This window comes from Vibrio sp. D404a, from assembly GCF_030248535.1.
Lineage (GTDB): Bacteria > Pseudomonadota > Gammaproteobacteria > Enterobacterales > Vibrionaceae > Vibrio.
In genome coordinates, this window is the sequence record NZ_JAHGAJ010000013.1 from 1 (window position 1) to 17,888 (window position 17,888).

Annotated in this window: 16 protein-coding genes and 3 tRNA genes; 2 read left to right on the top strand and 17 right to left on the bottom strand. The window is 47.0% G+C overall.

Going from position 1 to position 17,888, the window contains the following annotated elements:
* Positions 1-377: 377 nt before the first annotated feature.
* The 5 genes from rplS to ffh form a co-directional block, all read right to left on the bottom strand.
* Complete coding sequence (rplS, locus tag KI655_RS07945) at positions 378-731, bottom strand: 50S ribosomal protein L19 (protein WP_032549758.1); 354 nt, start codon at positions 729-731, stop codon at positions 378-380.
* Between the two features lie 59 nt (positions 732-790).
* Positions 791-1,531 carry a tRNA (guanosine(37)-N1)-methyltransferase TrmD gene (gene trmD / locus KI655_RS07950; RefSeq protein ID WP_150869263.1) on the bottom strand — a complete coding sequence of 247 codons (741 nt, stop codon included), beginning with the start codon at positions 1,529-1,531 and terminating at the stop codon, positions 791-793.
* Between the two features lie 27 nt (positions 1,532-1,558).
* Positions 1,559-2,113 (bottom strand): ribosome maturation factor RimM, encoded by a 555-nt coding sequence (gene rimM, locus KI655_RS07955; protein WP_032549760.1) that lies wholly within the window; start codon positions 2,111-2,113, stop codon positions 1,559-1,561.
* A gap of 28 nt (positions 2,114-2,141) precedes the next feature.
* Positions 2,142-2,390, bottom strand: coding sequence for a 30S ribosomal protein S16 (gene rpsP, locus KI655_RS07960; RefSeq protein WP_004410028.1), 249 nt, complete (start codon positions 2,388-2,390; stop codon positions 2,142-2,144).
* Between the two features lie 262 nt (positions 2,391-2,652).
* Positions 2,653-4,044, bottom strand: coding sequence for a signal recognition particle protein (gene ffh, locus KI655_RS07965; protein WP_285403511.1), 1,392 nt, complete (start codon positions 4,042-4,044; stop codon positions 2,653-2,655).
* 200 nt (positions 4,045-4,244) lie between these two features.
* Between ffh and KI655_RS07970 the strand changes: the two genes are divergently transcribed.
* A complete protein-coding gene (locus KI655_RS07970; RefSeq protein WP_285403513.1) occupies positions 4,245-5,039 on the top strand; it encodes an inner membrane protein YpjD in 795 nt (264 codons plus the stop codon).
* A gap of 126 nt (positions 5,040-5,165) precedes the next feature.
* Complete coding sequence (locus KI655_RS07975) at positions 5,166-6,455, top strand: HlyC/CorC family transporter (RefSeq protein WP_285403515.1); 1,290 nt, start codon at positions 5,166-5,168, stop codon at positions 6,453-6,455.
* Positions 6,456-6,566: 111 nt separating this feature from the next.
* On the opposite strand, the gene luxS is transcribed toward KI655_RS07975, so the two are convergent.
* The 12 genes from luxS to KI655_RS08035 form a co-directional block, all read right to left on the bottom strand.
* A complete protein-coding gene (gene luxS / locus KI655_RS07980) occupies positions 6,567-7,085 on the bottom strand; it encodes an S-ribosylhomocysteine lyase (RefSeq protein WP_032549766.1) in 519 nt (172 codons plus the stop codon).
* A 23-nt stretch (positions 7,086-7,108) separates the two neighbouring features.
* Positions 7,109-7,690 (bottom strand): hypothetical protein, encoded by a 582-nt coding sequence (locus KI655_RS07985; protein ID WP_285403521.1) that lies wholly within the window; start codon positions 7,688-7,690, stop codon positions 7,109-7,111.
* Positions 7,691-7,760: 70 nt separating this feature from the next.
* On the bottom strand, positions 7,761-9,329 hold the full coding sequence (gene gshA / locus KI655_RS07990; protein ID WP_285403516.1) for a glutamate--cysteine ligase: 1,569 nt from the start codon (positions 9,327-9,329) through the stop codon (positions 7,761-7,763).
* 101 nt (positions 9,330-9,430) lie between these two features.
* Complete coding sequence (locus KI655_RS07995; RefSeq protein ID WP_285403517.1) at positions 9,431-12,289, bottom strand: pitrilysin family protein; 2,859 nt, start codon at positions 12,287-12,289, stop codon at positions 9,431-9,433.
* A gap of 9 nt (positions 12,290-12,298) precedes the next feature.
* Positions 12,299-12,760 carry a YqaA family protein gene (locus KI655_RS08000; protein ID WP_285403518.1) on the bottom strand — a complete coding sequence of 154 codons (462 nt, stop codon included), beginning with the start codon at positions 12,758-12,760 and terminating at the stop codon, positions 12,299-12,301.
* Positions 12,754-13,704, bottom strand: coding sequence for an NADP-dependent oxidoreductase (locus tag KI655_RS08005; RefSeq protein WP_285403519.1), 951 nt, complete (start codon positions 13,702-13,704; stop codon positions 12,754-12,756). The genes KI655_RS08000 and KI655_RS08005 overlap by 7 nt, the downstream gene beginning before the upstream one ends.
* Positions 13,705-13,858: 154 nt before the next feature.
* Positions 13,859-14,989 (bottom strand): sodium ion-translocating decarboxylase subunit beta, encoded by a 1,131-nt coding sequence (locus KI655_RS08010; RefSeq protein ID WP_239841219.1) that lies wholly within the window; start codon positions 14,987-14,989, stop codon positions 13,859-13,861.
* 9 nt (positions 14,990-14,998) lie between these two features.
* Positions 14,999-16,786, bottom strand: coding sequence for a sodium-extruding oxaloacetate decarboxylase subunit alpha (oadA, locus tag KI655_RS08015; protein ID WP_285403520.1), 1,788 nt, complete (start codon positions 16,784-16,786; stop codon positions 14,999-15,001).
* A gap of 30 nt (positions 16,787-16,816) precedes the next feature.
* Positions 16,817-17,074, bottom strand: coding sequence for an oxaloacetate decarboxylase subunit gamma (locus KI655_RS08020; protein WP_032549775.1), 258 nt, complete (start codon positions 17,072-17,074; stop codon positions 16,817-16,819).
* Between the two features lie 374 nt (positions 17,075-17,448).
* Positions 17,449-17,525 (bottom strand) — tRNA-Arg (locus KI655_RS08025).
* Between the two features lie 81 nt (positions 17,526-17,606).
* A tRNA-Arg gene (locus KI655_RS08030) sits at positions 17,607-17,683 on the bottom strand.
* Positions 17,684-17,740: 57 nt separating this feature from the next.
* Positions 17,741-17,817 (bottom strand) — tRNA-Arg (locus tag KI655_RS08035).
* Positions 17,818-17,888: the final 71 nt, after the last annotated feature.

Genomic DNA, 17,888 nt, shown 5'->3' on the forward strand with positions numbered 1-17,888 from the left:
ATTCGAGATTCGAGAAGAATTGTTGAGGGTTGGCGTTTTGCGTCAATCCTTTTTTATTACTGGTGAATTAGTGCTTGCTGAAAGAGATTTCCTACTCCTTCCTTCGTCAGTCTAGGGGAATGACAGTTATACGCAGGCTTGTTCTCCAATCGTCATTGAAAAACTAGATTTCTGATGTCGCTGTCAGGATGACGGCCACTGTTGCCCGCGGCGATCTCCTTTAGTTTTCTACACTAACTCCATACCTCAAACCTATCCGTCCCCCCAAGAGCGAGGAACGAGCGAGTTGGGGATCTCTTGCTTGCGAAACTCTAAATAACACACACAAAAAAGCGGAGCCAAATGGCTCCGCTTTTATCGATAGAATGCAAAAAGAATTACTTCTTAGCAAGCTTCTCTTTAATACGAGCAGACTTACCAGAACGCTCACGTAGGTAGTACAGCTTGGCACGACGTACTGCACCGCGGCGTTTAACTTCAATGCTATCAACCATTGGAGAGTGAGTTTGGAACGTACGCTCAACACCTTCACCGTTCGAGATCTTACGAACTGTGAATGCAGAGTGAAGACCACGGTTACGAATAGCGATTACAACGCCTTCGAAAGCCTGTAGACGCTCACGGTCACCTTCTTTTACCTTAACCTGAACTACAACAGTGTCACCTGGTGCGAATTTAGGAAGGTCTGATTTTAGTTGCTCTTCTTCAAGAGCTTTAATGATGTTGCTCATTTGTATAAATTCCTAGAATAAACTGATACTAAATTTAATAGGTTACTGCTTGCTTTTCGTTAAGAGCGTTGCTCTTTAATGAATTCAGCCAGTAATTGTTCCTGTTCGTCAGTCAGAGCTAGGTTTTCCAGGAGTTCTGGTCTTCTTAGCCAAGTACGGCCTAGCGATTGCTTTAATCGCCAGCGACGAATGTCCTTATGGTTTCCAGACTTGAGTACCGAAGGCACTTCTTTGTCGTCTAGCACCTCAGGGCGCGTATAGTGAGGGCAATCTAGCAAACCATTTGCAAAAGAATCCTCTTCTGCTGACGCGAAATCACCTAGGACTCCCGGAATAAACCGTGAGACCGAGTCAATTAACGTCATGGCTGGCAGTTCGCCACCCGTCATCACAAAATCACCAATCGACCATTCTTCGTCGACTTCTGATTGAATGATGCGCTCATCTACCCCTTCATAGCGGCCACAGATAAGAAGTAAATTCTCATTTGTTGCCAGCTCTTCAACACCTTTCTGGTCGAGCTTGCGACCTTGAGGTGAAAGATAGATAACTTTCGTCTTCCCCGGTGATGCTTGCTTGGCAGTATGAATAGCGTCGCGCAAAGGCTGAACCATCATTAACATGCCAGGACCACCACCGTAAGGTCTGTCATCAACAGTGCGATGTTTATCGTGAGTGAAATCTCGAGGATTCCATGTCTCAATCGATAAAAGACCTTTTTTAACCGCTTGACCTGTTACTCCAAAATCAGTAACAGAACGGAACATTTCAGGAAAAAGGCTAATTACGCCAACCCACATGTGTTCTCTCGCTCTGTAATTTTGGAATTAGAATCCAGGATCCCAGTCAACTTCGATCCGTTGAGCTTCGCGATCAACTTTTTTGATCACTTGCTCTTCAAGGTACGGGATTAACCGTTCCTTTTGGCCAAAAGCATCTTTAAGATTTGCTTTCACCACTAGAACATCGTTTGAGCCAGTTTCTAATAGGTCAGTGACCTCACCAAGGGAATAGCCCTTAGTGGTAACAACTTGCATACCAAACAATTCACGCCAGTAGAATTCATCTTCTGACAATTCAGGTAGTGATGCCGGGTCTACAGCGATTTCAAAGTTAGTCAGAGTATGAGCTTCTTCACGAACCTCAAGCCCTTCAAGCTTACACACCATACCTTTGTTATGGCGCTTCCAGCTTTCAACATTGAACTCAACCCACTTACCCTTTTGGTTAATGTACCAAGGGGTGTAATCGAATATGCTTTCAGCATTGTCTGTGTAGGAAAAAACTTTCAGCCAGCCGCGAATGCCATAGGTAGCACCAAACTTGCCCATAACAATTTTTTCGTCTTGCTTGCTCATCGTTTCTTTATCCTTCATCGACATAAGCTATGTCTTCTACTTTAAAGTAAAATTAAGCCGCTTTTTGAGCGTCTTTAACTAGCTTAGCTACGCGGTCAGATAGAGATGCGCCTTGACCAACCCAGTGGTTAACGCGATCTAGGTCTAGACGTAGACCTTCTTCTTGACCTTGAGCAGTAGGGTTAAAGAAACCTACTTTCTCGATGAAACGGCCAGTTGCTGCATTGCGGCTGTCCGCTACTACGATTTGATAGAATGGACGCTTCTTAGCGCCGTGACGTGCCAAACGAATGGTTACCATGTCGTCCTCTTTGCTTTCTTAATAAATAAATTAACCCCAGAAGCTACTTATCAATAAATAACTTGGGGTCTCGTGCCAAATTAAAGCCCCGGAATTTTACTCTTATTCCGGGGCAATGCAAGGGGTTTAGCTATTTTTTCGCCAACAGAGTCTCTGTACACTTTCTGTGACAGAGCTAACACTCTGAAAAGTAACGCAGCGAGCATTTCACTGACTACGCAAACTTAGGTGGTGATAGCTCAAACTTAATAGGAAGAAGGACTTAGCGGCCGAATGGGTTAAAACCGCCACCCATGCCGCCACCGCCCATGCCACCCATCATACCTTGCATGTTACGCATCATGCCTTTCATGCCACCTTTCTGCATTTTCTTCATCATCTTCTGCATCTGGGTGAACTGCTTAAGCAGACGGTTAACATCTTGTACCTGAGTACCAGAACCTGCCGCAATACGTTTCTTGCGTGAGCCTTTAATAAGCTCAGGGCGCTGACGCTCTTTCATGGTCATAGAGTTGATGATCGCTTCCATTTGCTTGAACATCTTGTCATCAACTTTATCTTTTACGTTGTCTGGTAGCTGAGACATGCCTGGAAGCTTATCCATCATGCCCATCATGCCGCCCATGTTTTGCATTTGACCTAGCTGCTCGCGGAAGTCTTCAAGGTCGAAACCTTTCTTCTCTTTGAATTTCTTAGCCAGCTTCTCTGCTTTATCTTGGTCTACGTTCTTCTGTAGGTCTTCGATAAGAGACAGAACGTCACCCATACCTAGGATACGAGAAGCAACACGATCTGGGTGGAACGGTTCTAGCGCGTCGGTTTTCTCGCCCACACCCAAGAACTTGATTGGCTTACCTGTGATATGACGTACAGAAAGCGCCGCACCACCACGTGCATCACCATCAACCTTAGTTAGGATCACACCAGTTAGCGGTAGTGCATCACCAAAGGCTTTCGCTGTATTCGCCGCATCTTGACCTGTCATTGCATCAACAACAAACAGCGTCTCAACTGGGTTAATCGCCGTATGTAGCTCTTTGATCTCGCCCATCATCTCTTCGTCGATCGCTAAGCGACCGGCAGTATCGACAAGCAGCACGTCGTAGAATTTCTTCTTCGCATGGTCAATCGCTGCATTAGCAATATCGATAGGCTTTTGGTCTGCTGAAGATGGGAAGAAGTCCACACCAACATCTGCAGCCAATGTTTCAAGTTGTTTGATCGCCGCAGGACGGTAAACGTCGGCAGACACAACCATTACTTTCTTTTTGTCACGCTCAGTTAGGAGCTTAGATAGCTTACCTACCGATGTGGTTTTACCCGCACCTTGTAGACCTGCCATCAAGATCACTGCTGGCGGCTGCGCAGCTAGGTTAAGAGCCTCATTAGACTCACCCATTACTGCTTCAAGCTCAGCCTGAACGATCTTAATAAATTCTTGGCCAGGAGTTAGAGATTTAGAAACCTCAACACCCACCGCACCTTCTTTAACGCGCTTTACGAAATCACGGACAACCGGCAGTGCAACGTCGGCTTCCAGTAGCGCCATACGTACTTCACGTAGCGTATCCTTGATGTTGTCTTCGGTCAGACGACCTTTACCGCTGATATTCTTCAGCGTTTTGGATAGACGATCCGTTAAGTTATCAAACATAGTTTTCTCTTCGCTCAATCCTGCGACTATTACCGTGAGTATACATTAGCGTGGAATAGAGTCATACCCGTTGTCTGCGGTTAATAATAGCGGTGTGTGATATAGGGCGCTGTTCACCAATAAATGAGTGAGGTTCGCCATAGCCCCAAAGGGCGATGCAGGGTATAATTCGTGAATTAGTAATCATTTAAATGGATACCATGGACAGTCTAATTGCGATCGCAGCAGCCTTTCTATACATAATGGCTATATCCACGATCATCCCAGGTCTTGTACATCAAACAGGAATCCGTGCCAAAACGGTACTGGTGAGCGCGTTCCTTGCTATCGCTTTTCACGCTTGGCTACTGGGTGACTTGATCTTTAATGCTGGCGGTCAAAATCTCAGTATTCTCAACGTGGCCTCTCTAATCAGCTTTATCATCTCTCTTGTGATGAGCGGTGCGATGCTTAAAAGTCGCCTATGGTTCATTCTACCTGTCGTGTATAGCTTCGCTGCTCTTAATCTGTTAGCCGCAGCTTTTCTCCCAAGCACCTTTATTAAGCACTTAGAGAATGACCCTAAACTGCTGATCCATATCTCGTTGGCATTGTTTTCCTACGCAACTCTCACCATCGGTGCTCTGTACGCAATGCAACTGGCATGGCTCGATTACAAGCTAAAGAAGAAAAAGGCACTGGTGATCAACCCGAACCTGCCGCCACTGATGATGGTAGAGCGTCAACTATTTAAGATTATTCTCATCGGTAACGGCTTGCTTACCGGTACCCTATTAACGGGTTTCATTTTTGTTCAAGACATGTTCGCTCAGGGCAAAGCCCACAAAGCGGTACTCTCTTTTATCGCCTGGGTGATCTACTCCATTCTGCTATGGGGTCACTACCAAAAAGGTTGGCGCGGACAAAAAGTCACTTGGTTTGCGCTTGCGGGTGCAACCTTATTAACACTCGCCTACTTCGGTAGTCGCTTTGTTCAAGAAATCATTCTGAATTAATTGTTCATTATTAAAGGCAAGGTGCACACCTTGCCTTTAATGTATGACATACTTTATATTCAGTTGACATCTCGATCTGCATCGGTCATAAATTAATCAAGATACAAATTTAGGAAAGTAATAGTTTTGGACGACATATCAACGGGTATCTTATTTGCGCTACTCGCGTGTCTCATTGTAATTTCTGGTTATTTCTCTGGTTCCGAAACGGGCATGATGTCCCTGAACCGCTACCGTTTGAAACACCTATCCCAATCGGGTCATAAGGGTGCGCGTCGTGTAGAAAAACTCTTAAGCCGACCTGACCGCCTTATCGGTCTTATCCTTATCGGTAACAACCTCGTTAATATTCTCGCTTCAGCCATCGCTACTATCTTAGGTATGCGTATTTATGGCGACCTTGGTGTGGCAATCGCAACCGGTGCCTTAACCTTAGTGGTTCTGGTGTTTGCTGAAGTAACCCCAAAGACCATCGCCTCTCTTTACCCTGAGCGCGTCTCTTACGCCAGCAGTATTGTACTAACGATACTAATGAAGGTGCTTTCGCCACTTGTAATGTTGGTTAACTTCATCACTAACGGTTTTATCCGCATCATCGGCGTAAAAGCGGATCACGATGCTACAGACCACCTCAGCTCTGAAGAATTAAGAACGGTGGTGAATGAAGCAGGTACTCTGATTCCACAGCGCCACCAAGATATGTTGGTGTCTATTCTCGATTTAGAGCACGTCACGGTGAATGACATCATGGTGCCACGCAACGAGATCACGGGCATCGACATCAATGATGACTGGAAGTCGATCGTTCGACAACTGACCCACTCCCCTCATGGCCGTATCGTGTTGTACCGCGATCAAATCGATGAAGTAGTGGGTATGTTGAGATTGCGAGAAGCGTACCGCTTGATGCTAGAAAAAAATGAATTCAACAAAGAGACACTGCTGCGCGCGGCTGATGAGGTGTACTTTATTCCTGAAGCAACACCACTCAATATTCAGCTTCTAAAGTTCCAACGCAATAAGCAACGTATCGGTTTGATTGTTGATGAGTATGGCGATATCAATGGCCTGGTAACACTAGAAGATATCTTGGAAGAGATTGTTGGTGAATTCACAACCTCGATCGCACCGAGCCTGTCGGAAGAGATCACACCGCAAAGCGACGGTAGCTTCCTGATTGAAGGCAGCGCTAATATTCGAGACATCAACAAAGGGCTTCAGTGGAGTTTGCCGACCGATGGTCCAAGAACGCTCAACGGTTTAATCCTAGAGCACCTAGAAGACATTCCAGAAAGCCACCTAAGTGTTCAAGTTGCACGTCACCCAATGGAGATTGTGGAGCTAGAAGAGAACAGAATTAAACTGGTTCGCGTTTTCCCTCAAATACTGCAAGAGACCACCAGCTTTAATACATAGTGTCACTCGACAGACACAATGTAGCAGACAAACAAAAAGCCCTGTTCAACTTTACCCTTATGGGGTCAGTTCAGAACAGGGCTTTTTTAATTCACGAACGATGAAATGAACTTAGTCTACCTTCAGCTCTTTAAGCATAGATTCTGGTAGCGCCAGCTCATCATTCTTATTCACTGAGATGCCCGCATCTAGAATAGCCTTAGCAATCTCTTTTGCTTCTTCTAGAGAGTGCATCGCTGCTGTGCCACACTGGTATTCATTCAGCTCAGGAATCTTGTTTTGGCTCTCAACTTTCAGCACGTCGGCCATTGCCGCTAACCAAGCGTCAGCAACTTGCTGCTCTGATGGTGTACCAATCAGGCTCATGTAGAAACCAGTACGACAGCCCATTGGTGAGATATCGATGATTTCAACTTGCTCGCCATTTAGGTGCGCACGCATAAAGCCAGCGTAAAGGTGCTCAAGAGTGTGAATTCCTTTCTCTGACAGGATATCTTTATTCGGTGCAGTAAAACGTAAATCGAATACTGTGATGGTATCTCCCTTAGGAGTCTGCATGGTTTTCGCCACACGTACCGCAGGTGCATTCATGCGTGTGTGATCCACAGTAAAACTATCTAATAAAGGCATTCTTCTTCTCCATGACGGTCGGTTTAGAAAAACCAACTCCGGTTGTCTTCCAGTTCTTGGCGGCACTGCTTCAGTTGCCAACCATAATCTTTCGCTTGCTGCTCAACTTTACGAGCCACCTTAATAAGTGATGGCTTGCTGTTATAGGTTTTACGTTTGTAGCCACCACGACCCTCGTGATAAGCCAAATACTGATTGTATGGGTCCCATAGCGAGATGCCAAGTTGACGACGCGTTTCATGAGTATACCAACCAATGAACATCATTGAGTCGTCAAAATTCGTTCGAGAGCCACCATGTCCTGTCGCTTTCTGAAAGTCTTGCCAAGCAGGGTCTTGCGCCTGAGCATAACCATAAGCGCTGCTGACATGTCCCCATGGGATAAAGCCTAGCAGGTAATCTTTCGGTGGGCGGGCATCGTGACGAAAGCTACTCTCTTGTTTCACAAACGCCATCGCTACATTAATTGGCGTGCCCCACTCTTCTTGCATATCGACGGCATCGTCATACCAAGACGGGTTCTCTCGAAAGATACTACACAGGTTGTCTTGCTTCTTAGGCGGAGGGGTTGCACAACCAGCTAAGAGGCTAACAGCAACACCCATAGTGACCGAAGATAGCAGCTGACGACGCTTGTTACTTGATACGGCTTGAATCCTTTCCACCACAAACTCGCTATGCTTTAAGGTACGAGAAGTAATCAGCTAAGAAGCTATCAAAGTCTTGAGTACTCGCCTCTTCGACCTGTTTCTGCGCCATCACTGAACGTGCAACCTCAGATTCCATCAGCTCTGCTGAGTAGACTTGGTATTGGTGATCACGGTGCTTCTGAGCGTACTCTTTACCTAGCTCACAGCCAACCTTGCCTAAACCGCCGTGCTTCTTAGTCTCTTCTAGTAGTTGGCCAGAGATCGTCAGTTCTGGATTATCAATCCAAGCTTCTAAGGTGTCGCATGTCTCTTGGTAAGCACGGCCACCTTGCTCAGCATCCATCAATTCAGCAATCACGCGAAGATCTTTAAACACGCGCTTCGCCCAATCTTGCAGCGACAGTTTCTCGCCGTGGCAACCGATTTGCAGCTCAAGACCCACTTGACGACCTTCAAGGATCACCTTGTTCCAGTTGTCACGCCAGCACTCAAGTTCGCAGTTGTCCATCTCAGCAGACTCAGATAGAACACTCCAAGTTAGGAATAGGTCTAGGAAACGAACCTGCTGCTCGGTAATACCAATTGAGCTGAACGGGTTAACATCCAATGAACGAACCTCAATGTACTCAACACCGCCGCGCGCTAGCGCTTCAGACGGTTTCTCACCACTTTTCGCCACACGTTTAGGGCGAATTGGTGCGTACAGTTCATTTTCAATCTGCAGAACGTTGCTGTTCAGTTGACGGTATTCATCGTCAACTTTAATACCGATTTCAGCAAACTCTTGTGATGGTGTGCGAATCGCTTTGTTCAGCCCTTCAAGATATTGGTCTAGGCTGTTAAAACCAATCTTAAGCACGCTCTGTGCACTGTTGGTGTAGCCAAGATCGCTCAATCGCAGAGCGGTTGCCTTAGGTAGGTAAAGCGTGCCACCTAGCTGTTCAAACGGCAGGTTAGTTTCACGGCCTTTAATGAACGAAGAGCAAAGCGCAGGAGATGCACCAAAGAAGTATGGGATCAACCAACCAAAGCGGTAATAGTTACGAATCAAGCCAAAGTAAGCGTCCGATTTAGCATCGCTACGCTCTTGTTCGGTTTGCTCACCAAACAAGCTATCCCAGAAGCTTTCTGGGAATGAGAAATTGAAGTGAACACCAGAGATGATCTGCATAAGACTGCCGTAACGACGCTTAAGGCCTTCACGATACAGTGTCTTCATTTTACCTGTGTTCGACGTACCGTATTGCGCCAGTTGAATGTCTTCTTCGCTACCAACGTAGCAAGGCATCGACAGTGGCCACAGCTTTTCACCCTCTAGCTTGGTTTGCGTAAAGTGGTGAATGTCTGATAACTGGTTCAGAAGTGTCGGGACGTCATTCGAGACTGGCGTAATGAATTCAAGGAGCGATTCTGAAAAGTCAGTCGTCACCCACTCGTTGGTTAACGCAGAACCCAAAGCTTTCGGGTGAGGGCCAGTCGCTAAACGACCATCTTCCTTGTAACGGAGCGTTTCTCTCTCAACGCCACGACCAAACTGAGAAAAGGTCTTTGGGTTGGTTGCAACTTCCTTCAGTCGCGCAGCAAAATCAGTCAAAATTCAGTTCACTTATCTTATATCGTTCTGATTAGAACTATCATAAATTAGGTTGGGAGAGAAAAACAGCTTCTCTCTTTTCTCCCCCTTTAATGTGTACTCTAACGAATGATTTCAAGCTCTTCTATGGGAATATCTAACTTTTCTAGTTGTGGACGAAGCGAAGCTGCGTCACCCACGACGATAATTTGATAATCATTCGGGTCAAACCAACGCTTAGCGAGCTCATTAAGCTGCTCTTTAGAGACGTTGTCGACTATCTCGTTGCGCTGCTTAAGGTAGTCTTCATCAAGACCTAAGGTCACGATGTTACTTAGCAGTCCCGCTTTCTGGCTTGGTGTTTCGTATTTGAGTGCATCTTGTTGACCGACGGCAAGGCGCATAAATTTCACCTCTTCATCAGTTAATCCACTCTGGCTAAACTCATTCAGTTCATTGATAAACTCTTCAATTGAGGCCACGGTTGAATTGGCGCGTACCTGAGCGCTAAATACCACCGCTCCTGTTTCACGGTTACTTGCAAAGTAGCCGCTTGCCCCGTAGGTATAGCCTTTGTCTTCACGTAGGTTCTGATTCACTCGGCTGTTGAAGTTACCCGCCAAGTTAAAGTTAGCCAGTTGAGCAAGGTACTGTTCTCCAGTCGCATCGAAAGGCAGGCCCTTACGCACTAAGCGCACAATACTTTGCGGTGCATGTGGTTTATCAACTAGATACAGGTGACGACCTTCCAATGGCGTGATGATCTGCGGACGCGTCAGAGGTGCCGCATCGCCCTGCCATTCTTTAAAGAAGTTTAGCTGCTTTTCAGCCTCCCTTTTCGAGATGTCGCCTACAATAACAATATTCGCCCCTTCAGGAGTATAGTGTTGATTGTAAAACTCTTTTACATCATCCAAGGTTAATGACTTAAGTGACGCTTCGGTACCATCACTCGAACGTCCAAATAAGCTGTCTCCAAACAGGACTTCACGCGTTGCCTGAGAGGCCATCCAACTCGGTTGCTGGTGTTGGTACACCACCCCTTCAAGCATTTGTCTTTTAACGCGTGCGAAGTCTTGTTCGTCAAACTTAGGGCTAAATAGAACCTCTTCAACAATCGCCAATGTTTGCGCTAAGTTCTTCTCTAAAGATGAAACCGAGATGTCTGTGGTGTAGCTGCCTGAGCTGATGCTAACGCTGCTGCCCAATTTATCCAGTGTCGCCTGTAACTCTTCAACTGAGCGCTGCGTTGAGCCCTCTTCCATCATCGCCGCAGTTAAGTTAGCCAAACCTTCTTGCCCTTTAGCGACATAGCGCTCACCAGCAGGCAGTTGGAATTGCAGCTGTACGGTCGGCGTTTCTGTAGTCACGGTACCAATCAGCTCACCACCATTGGCATAGTGGACTCGATACAGTTCAGGCATGGTCGCGGTCACACCAAAGGTAACTTCTGGCATCACGCTGCGATCAAAGGTCAGCGGCGCCTTTCTAAACTCTAATTGGTCTTCCGTCACCTTGGTATATTCTGGCAAGGTGCGTGGCGGAGTCACAAAGGTCGCTTCTCTAACCGCTAAGTCCAACTGACGACGAGGAACCACACTCAATGTAACCTTGTGCTTATCTTGTACAAAATCTTGATAGGCTTGTGCCACTCGCTCTGGGGTTACCGCTCGAATCTGCTCTAACTGGGATTCAATGCGATCAGGCTGACCATAGAAGGTTTCGTTTGAGGCAAGCTGAGACACTTTACCGCGCACGCTCTGCAGCGCAAAGACGGCATTGGCTTCTGCCATACCGGTGATCTGATCAAGTCGCTCTTGTGTCACGCCCTCTTTTGAGAACTTATCTAAGGTATCTAGCAGTGCTTTGTTCAGCTCTGTCAGGTCGCCTTTCTGGCCCGAGTCACCCATCGCATACACATACAGGGTACACGCGAGCTCACCACAATCATGGAAAGAGCCAGAGCTCACGGCCTTTTGAGTCTTAACAAGATTCTGATAGAGGTAGCTGTTGGTGCCCTTACCTAATACGTTAGATAACGCATTCAACGTGGCTTGTGTTTCTTCGCCACGATACGTAGTTGGCCAACCCACCAGTACCATCGGCTGACGAATGTTATCTTCAAGCGTGATGTACTTGTCTTCGGTGAGCACTGCTGGCTGTTTCTCAGCACTCTCAACCTCTGGCCCTCTTGGGATTGGTCCAAAGTACTTGTTAACCCATTCCAGAGTATCTTCAACATCAATGTCACCACCAATCGTCAGCACTGCATTGTTTGGGCCATACCAGCGAAGGAAAAAGGCTTTCAGATCGTTCACGTCGACGCGATCCAGATCCTCAACATAACCAATTGGCTGCCATGAGTATGGGTGCCCTTCAGGGTAGAGTGCCTCACCCATGCGTTCCCACATCAAGCCATAAGGGCGGTTTTCGTAGTTTTGAGCACGCTCGTTCTTAACCGTGTCTCGTTGGATCTCAAATTTTCGTTGAGAAACCGCATCCAGTAAGTAACCCATGCGATCGGACTCTAACCACAGCATCTTCTCAAGCTGGTTTGATGGCACCGTTTCAAAGTAGTTCGTTCGATCGCGGTTAGTAGTGCCGTTCAGCGTGCCACCCGCTTCGGTGATGATCTTAAAGTGCTCTTGGTCACCAACGTGCTCTGAGCCTTGGAACATCATGTGCTCAAAGAAATGCGCGAAACCAGACTTGCCGATCTCTTCTCGTGCAGAGCCTACGTGATACGTGACATCAACGTGAACCAAGGGATCTGAATCATCAGGAGAGAGGATAACGGTCAAACCATTATCTAACTGATACTTGGTGTAGGGAATGACCACTTTATCGCTAGAAGGCTCCACTTCATCAATCAGGGTTATGCCTTCTGGCAGTGAAGAAAACAGGGAAGTTGAGCTAGGTACTTGATGAGAACACCCTGCAAGGGCAATAAGAGAAAATGTACCCAGTAAAACCTTCTTCATAGGTTCTCCTTAGAAAAAACCGAAATAAATGCCAGCCAATAGGCTGTAACGCGCTGCCTTGCCTATCGCAATCAATATCAAACTCGGCAGGAACTTCATACGAAGCCAACCCGCAGCAAGACACAGAGGATCGCCAATCACCGGCAACCAGCTGAACAATAACGTCCAATAACCGTATCTTTGCAGCCAAGACATAGCTTTATGACCGTGCTTTTCGGATTGAGTTCTATTCGGCAACCACAAACCAATCCAATAGTTGGTTAACCCGCCCAGGGTATTACCTAAAGTCGCGATTAAAATAATTGAGAAAGTAGAAAACTGATTGAGGCTCAAAGCTGCGATAAGACTGGCTTCTGAACCTCCAGGTAGTAGTGTGGCACTGAGAAAACCACTAATGAATAATACCCATAGCGCGGAATCCGAGAACCACAGCGCTATGGTTTCAAACAGTGAATTAAATGATTCTAACACTTCATATCCAGTAAGACTTTGCCTCTTGTGTGGCCGGTTTCAACCTGTAAATGTGCGGCTTGTGCCTCTTCCATCGGGAAGATGCGTTGCACTTCTGTTTTTAGAAGCCCGACGCTGACCATGTAGAGCATGGTGTCCATCTGCTCTGGCTGAGGCTCAACCAACATACCCGTAGCCGTAAAGCCCAGCAGTTGAGCCTTCTCGCAAATAAGCTCTGCAGAGAGTGTCGGAACAGTCACGACACGCGCACCATCTTTTAAACACTTAAGTGCATCGAGAGCGGTATCACCACCAACAAGGTCAATCAACACATCAACATCAGACACACGCTCTGAAGCGGGCGCAAACTTATAATTGATGGCATGAGCGCCAAGCGTGGCAAGGTAATCCAAATTAGCTTCGCTACACGTGGTGTATACCTCAGCTTTTGCTGCGACGGCAATCTGCACCGCTAGGTGACCAACGCCACCAGCACCCGCAAGAATGAGTACGCGGTCGCCCTCTTTCACTTCGGCTTTGTTTAGCGCCTGTGCGGCAGTTTGACTTGCCAATGGCAGCGCAGCGGCAGCTTCCAGTGTCACAGCGTCAGGCACCGCACTCAACGCAGTCTCTGGTACAGAGACATACTGACTGTAACCACCACCTTGCAGTGGAAAACCAATAAAGCCCGCAACATTCGCACCGACGGCGAAACGCTCTGCAGACGCGCCGCAGGCAACCACTTGGCCAGAAATATCATAGCCAGGTACCCAAGGCAGGTTATCTTTGTTCTGCGCTGCCGCCCAACCTAGCCCGGCACGGGTTTTAACATCAATTGGGTTAACGCCGGAAAACGCGACCTTCACCACTACTTCGCCTTCTTGAGGCTCTGGAATCGCACCGGTTTGAAGTACAAGGTTCTCTACCCCACCAAACTCAGTAATCGCTATCTGTCTATTTTCCATTTCAACACGTCCCTAATTAGTTAAAACCTAACGAATAAAAGAAAGGGATGCACAAGCATCCCTTCGACTATAAACCATTTTGTTGGGCTAAGTTAACCACTGGTTGGAAAATTAACCACCAATTAACTCAACCGCTTGACAACACACAATCGGGTTAACCTACCAGCGCCAACAAGATACCTGCGGCTACCGCACTACCCAATACGCCAGCTACGTTTGGACCCATAGCATGCATGAGCAGGAAGTTTTGTGGGTTAGCTTCAAGACCAACCTTGTTCACAACACGCGCCGCCATTGGTACCGCTGATACACCTGCAGCACCGATAAGTGGGTTGATGTCTTCCTTAGAGAACTTGTTCAGTAGCTTCGCCATGAGGACACCACCTGCAGTACCAATACTGAAGGCAACCGCACCTAAGCCAAGAATACCAAGAGTCTCTAAGTTCAAGAACGTATCCGCTTGCAGCTTAGAGCCAACACCAAGGCCTAGGAAGATAGTCACCACGTTGATCAGCTCATTTTGAGCCGTCTTCGACAGACGATCGACCACACCCGCTTCACGCATCAGGTTACCAAGACAGAACATACCCACTAGCGGCGTTGCCGATGGTAGGAATAGAATCGTCATCAGCAATACAGCAAGTGGGAAAAGGATCTTCTCGCCTTTGCTCACGTGACGCAGTTGCGCCATCTGGATCTTACGCTCTTCAGGTGACGTTAGCGCCTTCATGATCGGCGGCTGAATGATAGGAACCAGTGCCATGTAGCTGTATGCCGCTACCGCGATCGCACCTAAGAGATCAGGGGAGAGCTTACTTGCCAAGAAGATCGCAGTCGGGCCATCGGCACCACCAATGATCGCGATGGATGAAGCATCTGCCATCGTAAATTCCATACCTGGAATATAGTTAAGCAAAATTGCGCCAAACAGAGTAGCAAAGATACCAAACTGAGCTGCTGCACCTAACCACAATGTTTTAGGGTTAGCGATCAACGCACCGAAGTCCGTCATCGCGCCCACACCCATAAAGATCAGCAGTGGGAAGATACCCGTTTCGATCCCGATGTAGTAGACGTAGTACAGCAGACCACCCGGCTCAGTAAAGCCAGCATTAGGAATGTTTGCTAATACTGCACCGAAACCAATTGGTAACAGCAGTAAGGGTTCAAATCCTTTACGAATTGCCAAGAACAACAATAAGCAGCCAACCAACATCATGCAGATTTGGCCAAACTCAAAGTTAGCAATACCCGTTTCAGACCATAAGGTCATCAATCCTTCCATGGTACTCCCTTACGCCAAGCTTAGTAGTGGAGCGCCTACAGTAACTGCATCGCCTTCTTTAACATTAAGCTCTTGTACGATACCACCGCGTGCCGCACGAACCTCTGTCTCCATCTTCATCGCTTCTAGGATAAGTAGAACATCACCTTCTGCCACCTGAGCACCCGGTTGTACGTTTACCTTGAAGATGTTACCAGCCAGTGGCGCTGGCACTGATTCTGCGTTCGATGACACAGGTGCAGCAGCCGCAGCTTGTGGAGCCGCTTGTGATGCAGGAGACACTGAAGTGAGTTGACCTTGAGGACCAACTTCGACATCGTAAACTTGACCATCCACCTTCACGCTGTAGCTTTCAATGCCACCAGCCGCTGGTGCTGCCGTTGGAGCCACAGCAGGTGCTTCGACTTCCGTGCCCGGTGCTGGCTCAAAGGCTTCAGGGTTACGACGGTTCTTAAGGAATTTAAGACCCACTTGTGGGAACAATGCATAAGTCAGTACATCATCGACTGTATCTTCAGCCAGAGAGATACCCTCTGCTTTTGCTTTTTCTAGCAAATCAGTGGTTAGCTCATCCATTTCAGACTTAAGCAGGTCAGCTGGACGACATGTGATTGGCTCAGCACCGTCCAGAACTTTCGCTTGCAGTTCCGCATCAACCTCAGCAGGTGCTTGGCCGTATTCGCCTTTCAATAGACCTGCAGTTTCTTTAGTAATGCTCTTATAGCGCTCACCCGTTAGGACATTGATCACCGCTTGAGTACCAACGATTTGAGAAGTTGGCGTTACTAATGGGATGTAACCAAGCTCTTTACGTACGCGTGGGATCTCTTCAAGAACTTCGTCCATGCGATCCGCAGCACCTTGCTCTTTCAGTTGACCTTCCATATTCGTCAACATACCACCTGGTACTTGAGCGATAAGGATACGTGAGTCGACACCTTTCAGTTGGCCTTCCCATTTCGCGTACTTCTTACGAACTTCACGGAAGTAAGCAGCGATTGGTTCGATTTGGTCAAGCTTAAGACCGGTTGCACGCTCTGTACCCTCAAGCATCGCCACAACCGTTTCTGTCGGTGTGTGACCATACGTACAGCTCATTGAAGAGATCGCGGTATCTAGAATATCAATACCTGCTTCAACCGCTTTTACAGCTGTTGCCGTTGATAAACCGGTTGTCGCGTGGCTGTGAAGTGCAAGAGGAACATCACACGATGCTTTAATGCGCGTGATCAGCTCTTCGGCTTCGTAAGGCTTCAGTAGGCCAGACATATCTTTGATACAAAGTGAGTGACAGCCAAGATCTTCCAAGCGCTTAGCGAGATCAACCCAAGTATCAGCGTTGTGTACTGGGCTTGTGGTGTACGACAGTGTGCCTTGAGCGTGTGCGCCAACATCAACCGTTGCCTTTACCGCTTTCTCAAAGTTACGTACATCATTCATTGCATCAAAAATACGGAATACATCCATACCATTTTTGTGCGCACGTTCTACAAATTTCTCTACCACGTCGTCTGCATAATGACGGTAGCCTAAAAGGTTTTGACCACGAAGTAGCATTTGCATTGGGGTGTTTGGCATCGCTTTTTTAAGCTCACGCAGACGCTCCCAAGGATCTTCTCCCAAGAAACGAATACATGAATCAAAGGTTGCACCGCCCCAAGTTTCAAGAGACCAGTATCCAACTTTATCCAGTTCCGCTGCGATTGGCAGCATATCCTCGATACGCATTCTTGTAGCAAATAGTGACTGATGGGCGTCACGAAGTACCACGTCTGTGATAGCTAGTGGTTTAGACATGCTCATTAACTCCTTTTAATCCTTTAAATGCTACTTAGCAGTCGAAACACGATATTGATGAACCGCGCTCGAAATTGCTGCCACAACCTGTGGGCTAACAGCAGAAGGTGTTGATTGTGATTTTTGAATTGTTTTAGGTGCAGCGATCGGCTCAGGTACTTCTTCTGGTACCAGTTTTGACATCAACCGAACGAGATAAACGAGAATAGTTAAGAAGATAAAGACGACAGACATACCTGTCACCATTAGGGTTGCCGCATCTCCTAGCAGGCTTCCTATATTAGTCATGTTGCTTCCTTTCTTTGTCATCCTGACATGTGTACAGGATTTCAGCGAATTATGATCCCGACCCAAGGATTATCTCGATTGGTAAAAGATTGTCAATTTTGTTTAAGGCTGTGTTACGGATAACACACACTTTAGGTTAATTATTCGCCATGCAGATCACATAAATCTGGCAAATTAATGATTTTCAGATGAATAAACTGCGACTTAATTGGACTGTTTTTGGAAAATGATATGAGAAAGGTGGAATAAGCAATCGAATATAACTAATTATAATAAATACAATAAGTTACAAAGGATGAAAGGTTAACATTTGGTTAACATAAAAAGCTTCAGACGAAAAAAAACCTCGTAAAAACGAGGCTTTCTTTAAATAGTGGCGCGCTCTGGAGGATTCGAACCTCCGACCGCCTGGTTCGTAGCCAGGTACTCTATCCAGCTGAGCTAAGAGCGCGCGGTTTTTAGTATCAAAGACTTATCAAAGATAAGACTCAATACTAGGATTTCATTCTTGTAAGAAAGAAGCCCTAAATAGTGGCGCGTCCTGGAGGATTCGAACCTCCGACCGCCTGGTTCGTAGCCAGGTACTCTATCCAGCTGAGCTAAGGACGCACGGTTTTCGATATCGGTGTTACCAACATCAGGAGTTCACTTGGAAACCCTAAATAGTGGCGCGCTCTGGAGGATTCGAACCTCCGACCGCCTGGTTCGTAGCCAGGTACTCTATCCAGCTGAGCTAAGAGCGCACGGTTTTCGATATCGGTATTACCAATATCAGGAATTCACTTGGAAACCCTAAAAAGTGGCGCGTCCTGGA